Origin of the sequence: Chitinophaga oryziterrae, from assembly GCF_009758125.1 — a bacterium.
Classification (GTDB): Bacteria; Bacteroidota; Bacteroidia; order Chitinophagales; family Chitinophagaceae; genus Chitinophaga; species Chitinophaga oryziterrae.
In genome coordinates this window covers 437,723-451,348 of sequence record NZ_WRXO01000006.1, presented here as the reverse complement: position 1 = coordinate 451,348, position 13,626 = coordinate 437,723, and the positions used below count along the sequence as shown (strand labels likewise).

12 protein-coding genes are annotated in these 13,626 nt (G+C 39.7%); 9 read left to right on the top strand and 3 right to left on the bottom strand.

Going from position 1 to position 13,626, the window contains the following annotated elements; all coding sequences use genetic code 11:
* Nucleotides 1-56 precede the first annotated feature (56 nt).
* Nucleotides 57-752, bottom strand: a complete 696-nt coding sequence (locus GO495_RS21550; RefSeq protein ID WP_157301794.1) for a hypothetical protein — start codon at nucleotides 750-752, stop codon at nucleotides 57-59.
* A 647-nt stretch (nucleotides 753-1,399) separates the two neighbouring features.
* Nucleotides 1,400-1,537, bottom strand: a complete 138-nt coding sequence (locus GO495_RS21545; protein ID WP_157301793.1) for a hypothetical protein — start codon at nucleotides 1,535-1,537, stop codon at nucleotides 1,400-1,402.
* Nucleotides 1,538-1,610: 73 nt separating this feature from the next.
* Here GO495_RS21545 and GO495_RS21540 point away from each other — a divergent pair, with 73 nt between their 5' ends.
* Complete coding sequence (locus tag GO495_RS21540; protein ID WP_157301792.1) at nucleotides 1,611-1,784, top strand: hypothetical protein; 174 nt, start codon at nucleotides 1,611-1,613, stop codon at nucleotides 1,782-1,784.
* 346 nt (nucleotides 1,785-2,130) lie between these two features.
* On the opposite strand, the gene GO495_RS21535 is transcribed toward GO495_RS21540, so the two are convergent.
* Nucleotides 2,131-2,478 carry a 4Fe-4S binding protein gene (locus GO495_RS21535; protein ID WP_157301791.1) on the bottom strand — a complete coding sequence of 116 codons (348 nt, stop codon included), beginning with the start codon at nucleotides 2,476-2,478 and terminating at the stop codon, nucleotides 2,131-2,133.
* 328 nt (nucleotides 2,479-2,806) lie between these two features.
* On the opposite strand from GO495_RS21535, the gene GO495_RS21530 reads away from it, so the two are divergent.
* From GO495_RS21530 to GO495_RS21495, 8 genes are all read left to right on the top strand, one after another.
* Nucleotides 2,807-3,211 carry a DUF3828 domain-containing protein gene (locus GO495_RS21530; protein WP_157301790.1) on the top strand — a complete coding sequence of 135 codons (405 nt, stop codon included), beginning with the start codon at nucleotides 2,807-2,809 and terminating at the stop codon, nucleotides 3,209-3,211.
* A 325-nt stretch (nucleotides 3,212-3,536) separates the two neighbouring features.
* Complete coding sequence (locus GO495_RS21525; RefSeq protein ID WP_157301789.1) at nucleotides 3,537-4,115, top strand: RNA polymerase sigma factor; 579 nt, start codon at nucleotides 3,537-3,539, stop codon at nucleotides 4,113-4,115.
* A gap of 99 nt (nucleotides 4,116-4,214) precedes the next feature.
* Nucleotides 4,215-5,381 (top strand): FecR family protein, encoded by a 1,167-nt coding sequence (locus GO495_RS21520; RefSeq protein ID WP_170302702.1) that lies wholly within the window; start codon nucleotides 4,215-4,217, stop codon nucleotides 5,379-5,381.
* Between the two features lie 175 nt (nucleotides 5,382-5,556).
* A complete protein-coding gene (locus GO495_RS21515) occupies nucleotides 5,557-9,147 on the top strand; it encodes a SusC/RagA family TonB-linked outer membrane protein (protein WP_157301787.1) in 3,591 nt (1,196 codons plus the stop codon).
* Between the two features lie 13 nt (nucleotides 9,148-9,160).
* Nucleotides 9,161-10,621: a RagB/SusD family nutrient uptake outer membrane protein gene (locus GO495_RS21510; protein ID WP_157301786.1), complete on the top strand. Its 1,461-nt coding sequence runs from the start codon at nucleotides 9,161-9,163 to the stop codon at nucleotides 10,619-10,621.
* A 59-nt stretch (nucleotides 10,622-10,680) separates the two neighbouring features.
* A complete protein-coding gene (locus GO495_RS21505) occupies nucleotides 10,681-11,931 on the top strand; it encodes a TlpA family protein disulfide reductase (protein WP_157301785.1) in 1,251 nt (416 codons plus the stop codon).
* A 19-nt stretch (nucleotides 11,932-11,950) separates the two neighbouring features.
* Entirely contained in the window at nucleotides 11,951-12,400 is a 450-nt protein-coding gene (locus tag GO495_RS21500) for a protein-disulfide reductase DsbD domain-containing protein (protein ID WP_157301784.1), read from the top strand.
* Between the two features lie 36 nt (nucleotides 12,401-12,436).
* Nucleotides 12,437-13,582 (top strand): TlpA disulfide reductase family protein, encoded by a 1,146-nt coding sequence (locus GO495_RS21495; RefSeq protein WP_157301783.1) that lies wholly within the window; start codon nucleotides 12,437-12,439, stop codon nucleotides 13,580-13,582.
* Nucleotides 13,583-13,626: the final 44 nt, after the last annotated feature.

Here is a 13,626-nt window from a genome sequence, read left to right as displayed (position 1 = left end):
ACCTCAAAAGCAGTACATAAGCGGCTACTCCTACAGAAGATAAAGTTATTATCGATTTAGCTTTCATCAGCTTCGTTTTGCTCCTTTGCTTTTTCCTCCTTAGCAAGATCATCCATCTTTATCACAGTATCCTTCACCTTCTGCATAGAAGCAAGCAGATTTTTACCATGACACTGACTATATGGTTTCAGGCTTCCGCAATAACAGGCGCTTCCCAACTTCGCTCCTGCCCTGAAAAAGAGCAATGCATTATTGAATAAGGTGTCATAGTGATTATAGATATTTCCCGTAAATGTGCTGAAATGATGCTCTTCATTACCTACCCGGGTAGCAAACTTTAGCAGGAAGTCTTTCATTCCGGCGAATAAAATAATATGCTCTGCCAGGGGATTATCTACAATGCTGTTCCTGATACTCCCGATATGCTTCCCCTCATACATAAATCTGTCATCAGGAACAAACAATATTTTGGCTATCGGTATACTTGGAGGTGTGATATCAACTAGATTCCCATCTTCATCTTCCCATACTGCATGGTGCTCTCCCTCGCAAATGATATCACTCAACCAAATGGCCCATCCATAGACTAGCTTTCCGCCATCTTTAGCCACTTTATCCTGTACATTAAAATAACAATTCCCAGGAGTAGTCGCCGGCTCCGGCTTTATAGGAACTATTTCATATTCATATTCCGATCCTATTTTGTCAACTAGTTTCCGGACCGGAGCAATCATCTCAATTGGACTTGTCATACTTAGTAAAAAACATTAAAATGATGTAAAAGTGCAGCTTATACCCAAATAAACTCATCTATACCGCTGTACATGGGCAAAATTAGTGAAGTCCGCTGAATAATCAAGATCCTTGGAGTAGCGGAATAAAACCATACTCCATTTCTATATCTGTCCTTGCTGAAAGAAACACGTTCTCCGGATTCTCCGTAAAATACCAGATCAATTTATCATTATCATAATGAATGATGAGTTGATTATGATCTACTACCTTTCCCAATGTAATGCAGAAAGATACGCTTTAATCTCCTCCGCATCATCAAGCGTGGCGGCATATTCATACCCACATTCCGCGAACTGATAATACAATATCAGTTCAAGAAATTCCAACAACGCTGACCCTTCATTATACCAATCTCACCCTTCATACGCGCGTTGAACGACTTTTTCAGTGACAAGGCCGACTCCACATTAACACACTTCCTGATTTTCTTCCAGGAATACCACGGACTTTGCAGAGCGCAATCGACAATCTACCGGTAGTGTTTTTTTTGCAATTTTCATTCTCACTTTAACTCCCACTTAGTCAATCATAAAAAGTTCGATTCCAGTAGAGTGGTCGAGTTATAAAGCATGCCATTTAGAGGACTTGGACACTGGCAATACATCTAAATACATTTCTCAAAAATCAACTTCTTCACCTCATCTCCATACATCTCTGTAAAACCCTGTTTCATTGCCTGTTTAAGATCCTCACAAGCCTTATCTTTTTCTTTCATTGCAATATATACAAGCGCCCTGTTCATGTAAGCATATGAATTGCCAGGATATAACTCAATAAAATGAGGGATTGCCCACCTTTACGATTCAGATATAAGAATGACATTACCTGCGCTGAAACAAGATCTGATAGATAGCTGGATGACGGCTTATGATGAATATGCAACCAGAAAGGAGATGAAGGATACATCTGTGAAGATGGTGTATGTGAAAACAGTGTACCACCAGGCCAATGAACGTTTTTTATATTTATTGCTATATAGAAGATTCTGATCTAAAATAAAGACCTGACAATTCAAGCTCGTTAATATTTGAAGGTCGCGTTACAATTATAATCGTATACACATCCTTTGAAAAACGGTTACTATTAGCAATATTGGTTAAATACCCAAACCATCGTTCGTCCTAACAGTTTTTTTCGAAACGCCTATAGTCCATGTCAACATTCTGATTGGAAGACGCATTCCCCAAATATTCCGTTACATGAAGGTTTAAATTAAATTTCACAATAGCAATGGGGAGAAAATGCAATTAGCTTTTTCTCCCCATTTAGGTTCGGTATGCATGCCAGCAATTAGTGTCTGACGACCAGTTACCGATAATTCCTTATGCTTTCTTATTAAAGATGTAATTTATCTTTCTTCACCAGCAGTTCTTCTTCAGATTCCTGGCACATTTCGTCTGGTACACAACAATCTACCGGACATGCAACTGCACATTGAGGTTCCTCATGAAATCCCTGACACTCAGTACATTTATCTGAAACAATATAAAACAGATCGGTAGCCAGGGGAGCATTGCGCTGGCTGGCATCAATAATAGATCCGTCCCTCAACACAAAATCACCTTTAACCGTTGTGCCATCAGATATTGCCCATTCTACGCCTCCCTCATAGATCGCGTTATTCGGACATTCAGATTCACAAGCTCCACAGAAAATACATTCATCTGTAATTTTAATAGCCATAATTAATTTTAATTTGGAAGCTGTCTATGCTTCATTATATAATAATAACCAATAAGGTGATAAAATTAGTAGAAAAATAGTTTATGCCACCAAAAACTTCTGAACATTTGTATTTTATTTAACTACCCATAAACGATTTATTTAGTGATCACTCAAAGGCATTTTTATAGTTGTTCATATACAAGAAAATTAATAACAGCAGCCGTTATCACATTTAATTCTAAATTCACAAATTTCAGAGGTGACCTTTATTATATTTCCTTGTGGGGAGCTCCCACCTTCGGCAGCAAAGTAGATAATATGTATTTTTACACAAATATTGCATTGAATGAAATCAAAACTTCTAATCTCCTTTCTAGTAATTATTTTCAGTGTTACATGTAAGGCGCAGACCAAAACAGCTCCGGATCAGAACATTAGTATGTTAAAGCAGTTTTATACCAGTTATATTACGCAAGTCGCAAGCAGCGAGGGTACGGAGAAAAAACTGGATATAATCAAAAAGCGGTATTGTACAGCTAAATTGTTAAATAAACTAGATAAGGAAGAGCTGGATAGTGATCCTTTTATAGATGCACAGGATGCTGATATTGATTGGGTAAGGACATTGTTTGTAGGTAAGGATGCCCCAAAGCACGACGTATATATTGTATCTTATATGGACAATTACAACAAGAAGCGAACTGTGATTAAATTACAGGTAATAAATGCCAAAATAACTGCAATTCTGTAGATAAAAGTAAATATTGAAAAACGGCCAGGGTGTAATAGATATTATTGGAGGAGAACACAACTCTTCATCTTCATTGGCTACCCTGATTTGAGTATCACCCTTCCCATTTTCTTTAACGAGATTACTTATTGATGTTAATTATAAATAGGACAGATTTCATAAATCAAAATCAAGAAGTTATTTTGAATATTTAGACTTCTTTCATATATTACGCATATTTTTTAAAGTTTAACAAAATATATAAACTAATTGCGGCTTAATCACTGCTGTTTTAGTATTAGAATGTGATTAATTATAATATATCAATATACTTTATACTATCGGGATGCAAAAGCTAACATATGAAAGGGAGCGGGAATTACTTAATCAGCTTACACTTGACGATGAGCAGGCATTTACCACACTTTTTCACAGCTATAAAAATAAGATTTACGGTTTCATTCTCGGGATAACCTCCTCCAAAGAAATCTCAAAAGACATTGTCCAGGACGTTTTTTTTAAAATATGGAAAATGCGTCGTCGTGCCTGCGAAATTGAAAACTTTAATGCCTTAGTCTATCGTATGGCCAGGAATGCTGCGCTTGATCATCTGAAGCGGGCTTCACGCGAGTCTACAGTGCTTTCACATCTTAGTGTAATCTCAAAAGAATCTACTTCTGATGATCCTTTCGAGGATATCAAAGCTTCAGAAATTAAAGTAAAGTACGAAAGCGCTTTACAAAAATTACCCAAACAACAGCGTCTGGTTTATGAACTAAAGCATCTTCAAGGGATTGAATATGCTGAGATTGCAAAAAAACTCAGTCTTTCTGTTCCAACCATAAGAAGTCACTTTAGAAACGCCCTGAATTCCTTAAAATCCAACCTTTTTTTGACCCTGTTCATTATAATTACCCACTTTTAAAAGTCGGAAAAAAAATCTGAATCTTTTTTGCACGTTTGGGTCTTTTGATCGTCTTACAGATATATGCATGGGAAACCTGTGCTAAATAAGTTTAAACAAATGTCTGAAGATAGAATAAGATTTTTACTGTCAAAATATATCCACCGCCAGTGTAACTCGCAGGAACAGTCTGAATTGTTCGGATTGTTCAACGAGCTTAGCGATGAACAAAAGGACGCTCTCCTAAGCAATTTCTGGGATGATTTTGAGTCTGAAGAAGAGCTTCCTGAAGATGAGGCTGAGCAAATACTGGATACTATTTTGGCCAGAAGGAGCCGGCTCTCGCTTAAATTTATCTCAATTGCCGCATCCGTCCTGATTGGGTTGTTTACCGGTGCATATTTATTATTAAACTCACACAAGCACTTATCTGCTGACAATAATAAGATTGCACTCGCTGATATCAGGCCAGGTGAAAATAAGGCTGAACTCACCATGGCGAATGGCAAAAAATTCCTGCTTGGCAGCGGCGTACAAAAAATTACAGTTCCGAATACGGATGTTGTGATTCAACAAAATGATAACGGATCGCTTACTTATAATAAGGGTACGACCACTGATGCTGAGCAGATAGCCTACGATACACTCAGGACGCCGAAAGGAGGGGTTTACCAGTTAAACCTGGGTGATGGTACCAAAATCTGGCTGAACACAGCAAGCGCCATCCGTTTCCCGGAAAAACCTGGACACAGGAGCCGCGATGTGGAACTCCTTTATGGCGAAGCGTATTTCGAGGTGCAACATCGGACAGATGCGCCTTTTACTGTTAAAACTGCAGCTGGTGTGATACGTGATTTAGGTACTCATTTCAATGTTAATACCAGCATTGGCGATGGCCATGTAGCTGCTACCTTGTTGGAAGGTGCCATTCAGATTGAAACAAACAATAACATAAAGAGAATAAAACCAGGTCAGCAAGCCTTATTTAATGGGAAAAAATTATCAGTGCACGAGGTAGACGTTGAAGAAATGATTGCCTGGAAAGAGGGGTATTTCATGTTTGATGAAACCATGGCAAGCGCCATGCAAAAGATCAGTTTGTGGTACGATGTTAAAATTGAATATCAGGATGAGGGGATAAAAGGAATTCCTGTACTGGCAACCATCACACGTTATAGCAACATCAGTAATGTATTGAGCATTCTTGAAATGACGAAAAAGGTCCGCTTCAAAATAGACGGCAGAACAGTCAAAGTTTTTTACTTCAACCAAAATACAGCCAATTAAGTAAAATCACGATTACCAAAAAACACAAAACAGCATGAAAATAATTAAATGATCTTTTCTATAAGAGGAAAAGAAAAGGAGTGCTGGAACACCCCTTTTCAAACTCTTAAATCTTTCCGACGTGATCGGGAATGAACGTTTCCTATAAGATAATTCACGATTTAAAAGCATGTAAATGTATAAAATTTCTGTAACAGATTTTATGCAGCACCCTCGCTGTGCCCTTAATGTTTTAAGGGATGTAAAGCTATCTGCTATTATTTTACTCTTGTTATTGCTACAAGTGAGTGCGTCCAGTAAAGCACAAAGTATTACACTCAACCAAAAAAATATTTCTCTGGTAAAAGTGTTCAGAGAAATCCGAACCCAAACCGGCTATAGTTCCGTATGGTCAGTTACTGATGAAAAGGATAAACTGGTAAATGTGGCTTTTAAGAATACACCCCTGGAAGTTGCACTTAATCAAATACTTACACCCTATGACCTGACTTATAACATTGACAGGGAAAATAAAGCCATACTGATCCATCCGATACAAACAAGTACTCAAACTACAGCTGTCCCGCTCATAGATGTGAAGGGTGTTGTGGTGAATGTTCTGAAACAGCCATTGCAAGGAGCTACGATCAAAATAAAGGGTGGGACCAGGTCTACACTATCAGGATCTGACGGATCATTTCGCCTGACAGGAGTTGCCAGTGAGTCTACTTTAATAATCTCTTTCGTGGGTTATGCCAGCAGGGAAGTGAATGCATCGACAGATCTGGGTACAATTCAGCTTGAGTTTGCTATTAGTGATCTGCAAGAGATAAAAGTTACCTATTCTACCGGCTATCAGACGTTGTCACCGGAACGAAGTGCAGGCGCTTTTTCTAAACCTGGTCTGCATGCGATGTATGACAGGTCTAACAGTACAAACATATTACAACGGCTTGATGGCTTAGTTCCCGGTTTAACAGTAAATAATGCTCCTGACGCCGGCTCTAACCCTTTTTTAATCAGGGGGCTGACCTCTATTAATTCAACAAGAGGTCCCCTGGTAGTTGTTGACGGTGTTCAGGTACCGGATAATTCTATCCAGAATATCAATATGCAGGACGTTGCGGACATCACCATACTCAAAGATGCTACCGCCGCTTCTATATGGGGCGCCAAGGCAGCAAACGGTGTAATTGTAGTTACAACAAAAAAAGGGAGCCCCGGTGATAATCTGAAAATTGATTACGATGGATATTACAATTTTCAGGGTACTCCAGACCTAAGCTATATTCAGAAAATGAATAGTAGCCAGTTTATAACTACGGCAGAGGAACTTTTCCCTCAATACGTTGATGGTAATTCCTGGAGCTCAGTACAGTTGATAGCACCTGTTACACCACATTTACAATATCAGTATGACGCATACAGAGGCCTGATATCCCAGGATCAGGCTAATGCGAAATTAGACAGCCTTGCCCGTATTGATAATGCTGGTCAGGTTAAAAAGTACTTTTACCGGCCTGCAGCGACCACCAATCATACCGTATCTGTTTCCGGTGGCGGAAAGGCATACTCTTTCTATGGCTCTGCTAATTATACAGGAGTAGTAAACAATACGCCTGGTCAAAAAGACAACCGGTACAAGATTAATTTACGACAAGACTTTAAATTCAATACAAACCTTCAGGCTTACCTGATAACCGATTTAACTAATCGTGTTACAAGTAGCAACAATTTAACCATACCAAGCCTGGATTTAGTGCCTTATCAGCTTTTCGCCGATCCGGCAGGTAATCCGCTAACGGTTAACCATATGGGTAATTACAGTGATGAGCTTCGCGAAGATTACCAGGCAAGAAGCCGTATTAATCTGGATTATTCACCGTTGCAGGAAATCAACAGAGGGTATTCTAAAGGAACGGTACTGTCCACCAGGATAGTGAGCGGAGTAAAATTAAAGATCTTAAAAGGGCTGCACTATGAAGGAACCTTTGGCTACAGCATCAACTCTTCAAAAAATCGGGTTCAGTTGGATCAGAACAGCTATCCGGTGAGGGATGAAGTGATGACCTTCACGCAGGCGCCAACGATCAATAGCACCCCGGTTTATAATGTTCCGGCTTTTGGTGGACGACTTACCGCCACTGATGACATGCTGAAAAGCTGGACAGTAAGAAACCAATTGTTTTATGATCATAATTGGCTGGATAAGCATCAATTTACCATAATGGCCGGACAGGAAGCAACCAGCAGCTCGCCAATTTCGACTACTGTGATTTATAGAGGATGGGACGACCAGCTTCAGATAGCAAGACCTGTTAATTATGAATTATTGGGTGCTGGAATTACCGGAACAGTTCCCGGTGGCACAAGGACTTTAGATAATAATATAACAGGAGGAGAAGGTGTTATAACAAGAACATCATCATACTATGCTAATCTGGGCTATACATATAATCATAAATATACCCTAAACAGCAGTTGGCGTGTAGACCGGAGTAACTTATTTGGCTTTGACAACTCCGCCCAAAACAGGCCGGTTTGGAGTATTGGCGGCAAATGGGCACTGGGCAGCGAACACTTTATGCAACCTGTCACATGGTTAAGCCATTTGGATGTCCGGCTCACCTACGGTATCACCGGTAACGCACCTACGCCTGGTACCGCTGCATCCTGGGACATATTACATGCTGAAACAAATGTGAATTACCCGACAGGAGTTGGCCTGGTTGTCACCGCACCCGCAAATAAAAAACTAACCTGGGAACTCACTAAGAACTACAACTTCGGCTTTGACTTCGAAATAAAGAACGGCATATTGCACGGATCGGTGGATGCTTATCTGAAGAAGACAAGTAATCTGATAGGAACCCTAAGCACTGCCCCACTTACGGGATATCCTTCAGTCATTGGTAACTATGGAGATTTGGATAATAAGGGAATTGATCTTTCCCTCAACTCACTTAATATCAGTACGGGTGTTTTCACCTGGTCTACTTCATTTAATCTGGGGTACAACAAAAATAAAATTACGCAACTGGCCAATCCTGCGCCAATTACAACAGGACCGGGCATGATCTCCACAAGATTTTTGGTAGGACATCCTGCATTTACAGTATTCGCCTACAACTATGCAGGCTTAAACAATTCCGGGGATCCACAAATAACAAAAGCTGACCGAACCATTACCTCAGCACCCAATGCATCAACTGCGCAGGACGTAGTTTATAAAGGTAGTTCACAGCCGGTTTATAGCGGTGGCCTGTCTAATTATTTTCGTTATAAAAACTTTGCCTTAGGAGTCAATATTATCTATAACGGCGGTAACGTCCTGTTTCGTGATGTTAATACTTTTTGGTCTGGCGTGCCTTACTCTAATTATATGCACAGCGAGTTTATAAACCGTTGGAAAGCGCCAGGTGATGAGAAGTTTACAAACATTCCCAGGTATGCTGCTACAAGTGCAGTTAGCGGCAATAGGAACACAAATTATTATACCTATGCCAACTCCAATGTTTTTAATGCATCATTTGCAAAAGTCCGGGATATTACTTTATCCTACGATCTTAAGAGCGCTCTCCTGAAGAGAATTCACGCCCAGGCTGTTACATTCAGGGCACAGGTTTCTAATCTGATGCTATGGAAAGCAAATGATTTTGGCATCGACCCTGAGTTTCAATCTTTAGGAAACATTGGTCCAATGCTCACAAATGGAAGCACGGGCGCGATAAGAAACCTGCGTACCGGACAGGGAACAATAACATTAGGAGCCCATATCACACTTTAAAAGATTAACAGTCATGAAACCATCAATACAATACTTTTTGATGACGTCGCTTGTCTGCGCAATGCTACTAGGTAGCTCCTGCAAAAAAAGTTTTTTGGAAATACAGACCAAAGGATCACTGATTGCGCAAACTACGAATGATTATGAGCAGATATTAAATGGTACATTCCTGCAGACTACACTGTCGGCGCCCGTGTATTTGGGAGATGATGTTGCTTTGCAGAAAACTTATATAGACGGAGTACCATTAAGGGTGCAACGTCTCTTTAGGTATGAAGACAGAGTTTATGAGTCGAATGAATTGCCGCAGGAAATAACAGCAGCTACAGGTTATATTCAGAGATTATACCTTTTTAACAAAATAATAAACGAGGTAACGTCATCTTCAGAGGGTACTGATCAGCAAAAAAAACAGTTACTCGCCGAAGCAAAAGTTGGCAGAGCCGTTTGCAACCTGGCCTTTTTAAATGATTTTTCTTTACCCTATAACCCTTCGTCAGCTACAACTGACCTGGGTATACCAATTATAACCACATCTGATGTTACCCGCACATCTTTTACCCGCTCAAGTGTTAGCGAATGTTATTCGGCGGTTATTAAAGATCTTACAGAGGCACTACCAGATGTAGGTGTCTTGGTGCATAGACGCCGGTTTTCAAAAATGGCTGCTGAATTCTTCCTGACGAAGGCGTATATGAATATGCTGGATTTTACCTCAGCCAAAACACATATTGACGCCGCATTTTCTGAGTCATCGAAATCAACAATTCCGTTAGCGTTATATGATTACAATGTTGTTTTGGATCCTGATACCGACAGTACATGGTTTCCAGTTAACTTTTTAGGGGCATTGTCAAACATGCCACTTGCAGCTAATAATAGTCAAACTATTTACAACATATCAACTACGGTGTGGGGGTTGGATTTTGCCGACGCAATAGTTTACACTCCATATGTTGCTTCTCTTTTTAGCACAACTGATAAACGTTTGCTGCTTTATTCAGACACTGAAATGTTCGGTACATTTATTTACCCAAAACAAGTTCGCCGTTATCCCAATTTTTTCTTAGACCTGGGACCGTCTTTACCTGAGATGTATTTAATGCGGGCGGAGATCAATGCCCGGAATAATGACCTTTCAAATGCGAAAGCAGACCTTGAAGTACTCAGGTCTAAAAGAATGCCGGTAGCAGACGCCATAGTACCTTCAAACGTCGCCTCAGACCAACAGGCACTGGTACGCTTTATTCTTGATGAGCGGGTAAGAGAATTTGCGCTTTCAGGCCTGCGATGGTCAGACATGCGTCGCTTATCGGTTGATCCTGTTTACCATGACCATATTAAACCGAATCATGACCTGATTGACGCTGACGGGAATGTGGTAAAATCTTATACATTAAAGCCTCAACGCTACGCCATGAAATTCGGAGAACTTATGTTAAACCAGAACAAAGGGTTAATAGATAATCAATAATAGTTTATAGCGGATCGTTTGGTCCCGCTGCCTTTAAATTAAAATCTAAAATTTAAAATATGAGAATTAATACGTTGTTTAATGTCTTCAGGGGGGTGGGTATTGTGCTCATGATCAGTATGACAGCCAGCGCACAGCAGTCCAATCCTATCGCAGAGAAATTTGAAGACTTCAAAATACTTGGCAAAGTGCAGGACCAGGAAAAATTTTATAAAGATTTGATAAAAAAACAACCCATAAACAATACCAATCAAAAGATATATAACGCGTTCCGCGCTGAATTGGCAATAAACTGGCTGGCACAGGAAAACATAGACAAGTATAAAGAATACAGAAAGACAACCACTATTGATAATGGACTTCAACTTTTCGAATTAACAAATGTCCTGGAGCCATGGGTGGATGACAAAAAACATCTTGATTGGATCACTGAAATCTCGAACGAATTTATACCCGGTCTCGAAAGCGGGGCTATTAAGGACGAATTTGAACGCGCCCACGAGATATTCCTGGAAATATCTGCCCTGTCCGATAGTTACAATGGACACAACCAGTCTGCTTTAGAAAAAATTCAAAAAGCATTATTGGAACCTAAGATGAGAGATCTGAATTATTTCAAGGATTCTAAACCCAATTTTATTAACCGTTACGCAATAATACTGGCAGCGTCCGGTCAAGACCAGAAAGCGATAGATACCCTGTCTGCTGCTGTTCGAAATGCAGAGTCCAACCCTAAATTGCTGACAACTCTTAAATCTGTCTATGAGAAAGTACATCCGGGTGAGTCAGAAAAATATGCCATAGCACTTCAAAAGGAAGCTTACCAGCACTATTATAACGAATTGGAAGCCGGCTGGGATGCAACAGGGAAGCCTGCTCCGGATGTTGTGATACATAAGTTGAATGGCAAAAACTTTAAAATCTCAGACTACAGGGGAAAGATCCTGGTGATTGATTTCTGGAGTACCATCTGCAAACCTTGTATTGCTGCCTTTCCTGCGTTTGAGCGTGTGGCCACAGAGTATAAGGATCAGCCTTTTCAACTGTATGTAACAGATATTGCAGAAGATCAGGAATCTGTTCAGGCATATGTAAACCACACTAAGCTTACGTTGGATGTATTACGGGATCCTGATATGGAGCTTTTTAAAGCGATAGGAGCAAAAGGAACCCCTCATAAATTCATTATCGACCCGCAGGGAGTTATTCGTATGGAAGGAATTGGTTATGCGGGTTCTTCAGATCGCGAGTATTATAAATTGAAAGCGATGGTAGAAATTACAAAAAAGCATGCTGCAATTAATAATTGATATAAAATATAAGCTGTAAATGAAAAAATCTGTTATCCTCCTTGTTATAGCCACTTTTCTTGCATTTAAAGGGTTTGGCCAGATATTAGATCCGGTGAAGTGGAGTTATGCTGCTAAGAAAACAAGTAAAAATGAAGCTTTAGTATGTGTAACAGCTACACTGGATAAAGGTTGGCATTTGTATTCCATGTATGTTAAACCTGGTGGGCCGCAACCAACTAAATTTAAATTCGAAAAATCAAAGGCTTATGATCTGATGGGCAACACCATTGAGCCAGCACCAACTGTTCGGCTGGAGCCTGAATTTATGATGGAAGTCGGTTACTTTGAAACTTCAGTAACATTTCAACAAAAGATAAAATTAAAGGGGAAAAAGGTAACCGTAAAAGGTGTGGTGAAATTCATGGTTTGCAACGATAACCAGTGTCTCCCTCCTGATGAAGCAAAATTTACAGTTGAAGTACCTTAAATATAACATCACTACATTAAATTTTCAATAAATTATATGAAGAAATTAACGATTGCGGCCTTGTCAATATTTCCGTTAACTGCGTTCTCTCAGGGCAATAGCAAATATTTAATTGAAGGTAAATACGGCACTTATGACGCGCCTGTCAAGGCTTACCTGGCATATACTGTTAATGGCAAAGACATATTAGATTCCGTAATACTGAAAAATGGATTTTTTAAATTTACAGGGAAAGCGTCATCTACGCCGGTATCCGCAAGTCTGACTTTTGACCCAAAAGGCGTTGGTAGAAATAGTCTTGAACAGTGTACTGTTATTATAGAACCTGGTACTATCAAGGTTGAAGCAAAAGGTAGTACAGTTGAAGGTATTCAGATAACCGGAACACCTTCCAATAACGATAATACCGACTTCAATAACATTGTAGACGTGGAGTTCGACAAAATGAGCCCTGAGGATAAACGTTTCATGGAAGGCAAGGAATCTCCTACGTCTACACCGGATTATGAAACTAAATTAGAGGCGTTTAAAAAAAGGTATAGCAAACTGACAACAGACGCATATACAAAATTTATACAGTCCCATCCTAACGCAATGCTCAGTTTAGAACTATTGCCTAAGGTAGCTTATGAACAAGAGTATGAGGCAGTAAAACCCATATTTGACGGATTAACAGCAAGGGTAAAAAATAGCCCTGAAGGTAAAAAATTCGCCGAAAGCCTCCGGCAGATGAAAGTGACTGCAATTGGACAAAGGGCACCGGATTTTGAGATGTCTGATACAAAAGGAAAGCCGGTTAAACTTTCTTCTTTTCGAGGCAAATATGTACTTCTTGACTTTTGGGCATCCTGGTGTGGACCTTGCCGTGCTGAAAATCCTAATCTTATTAAGATGTATAATAAATTTAAAGACCAGAACTTCACTATCGTAGGTATATCACTTGATAGAAAAGAAAGTAAAGCACTATGGTTGGCTGCAATCAAAAAGGATGGGTTGACATGGCTTCAGCTTTCTGATCTTAAATTCTGGGATAATTCGGCGGCTAAATTATACGGCGTTCGTGCAATTCCACAGAACTTTCTGATTGGTCCTGACGGGAATATTATCGGTAAAACCTTATTTGGAAAAGGTCTTGAAACTAAACTGACCGAAATACTTACTCAGGTAGCTGAAAGTAATTAATTTGCGTAATTAAACAAAGTTTAAAAAGCACCCTGATTAACATC

What these genes read in the sequence shown, in the direction of transcription:
- GO495_RS21535 (WP_157301791.1), bottom strand. Translation starts at nt 2,478, where the DNA reads ATGGCTATTAAAATTACAGATGAATGTATTTTCTGTGGAGCTTGTGAA.
- GO495_RS21500 (WP_157301784.1), top strand. Translation starts at nt 11,951, where the DNA reads ATGAAAAAATCTGTTATCCTCCTTGTTATAGCCACTTTTCTTGCATTT.
- GO495_RS21525 (WP_157301789.1), top strand. Translation starts at nt 3,537, where the DNA reads ATGCAAAAGCTAACATATGAAAGGGAGCGGGAATTACTTAATCAGCTT.
- GO495_RS21540 (WP_157301792.1), top strand. Translation starts at nt 1,611, where the DNA reads ATGACATTACCTGCGCTGAAACAAGATCTGATAGATAGCTGGATGACG.
- GO495_RS21495 (WP_157301783.1), top strand. Translation starts at nt 12,437, where the DNA reads ATGAAGAAATTAACGATTGCGGCCTTGTCAATATTTCCGTTAACTGCG.
- GO495_RS21520 (WP_170302702.1), top strand. Translation starts at nt 4,215, where the DNA reads ATGTCTGAAGATAGAATAAGATTTTTACTGTCAAAATATATCCACCGC.
- GO495_RS21545 (WP_157301793.1), bottom strand. Translation starts at nt 1,537, where the DNA reads ATGAACAGGGCGCTTGTATATATTGCAATGAAAGAAAAAGATAAGGCT.
- GO495_RS21530 (WP_157301790.1), top strand. Translation starts at nt 2,807, where the DNA reads ATGAAATCAAAACTTCTAATCTCCTTTCTAGTAATTATTTTCAGTGTT.
- GO495_RS21515 (WP_157301787.1), top strand. Translation starts at nt 5,557, where the DNA reads ATGTATAAAATTTCTGTAACAGATTTTATGCAGCACCCTCGCTGTGCC.
- GO495_RS21550 (WP_157301794.1), bottom strand. Translation starts at nt 752, where the DNA reads ATGACAAGTCCAATTGAGATGATTGCTCCGGTCCGGAAACTAGTTGAC.
- GO495_RS21505 (WP_157301785.1), top strand. Translation starts at nt 10,681, where the DNA reads ATGAGAATTAATACGTTGTTTAATGTCTTCAGGGGGGTGGGTATTGTG.
- GO495_RS21510 (WP_157301786.1), top strand. Translation starts at nt 9,161, where the DNA reads ATGAAACCATCAATACAATACTTTTTGATGACGTCGCTTGTCTGCGCA.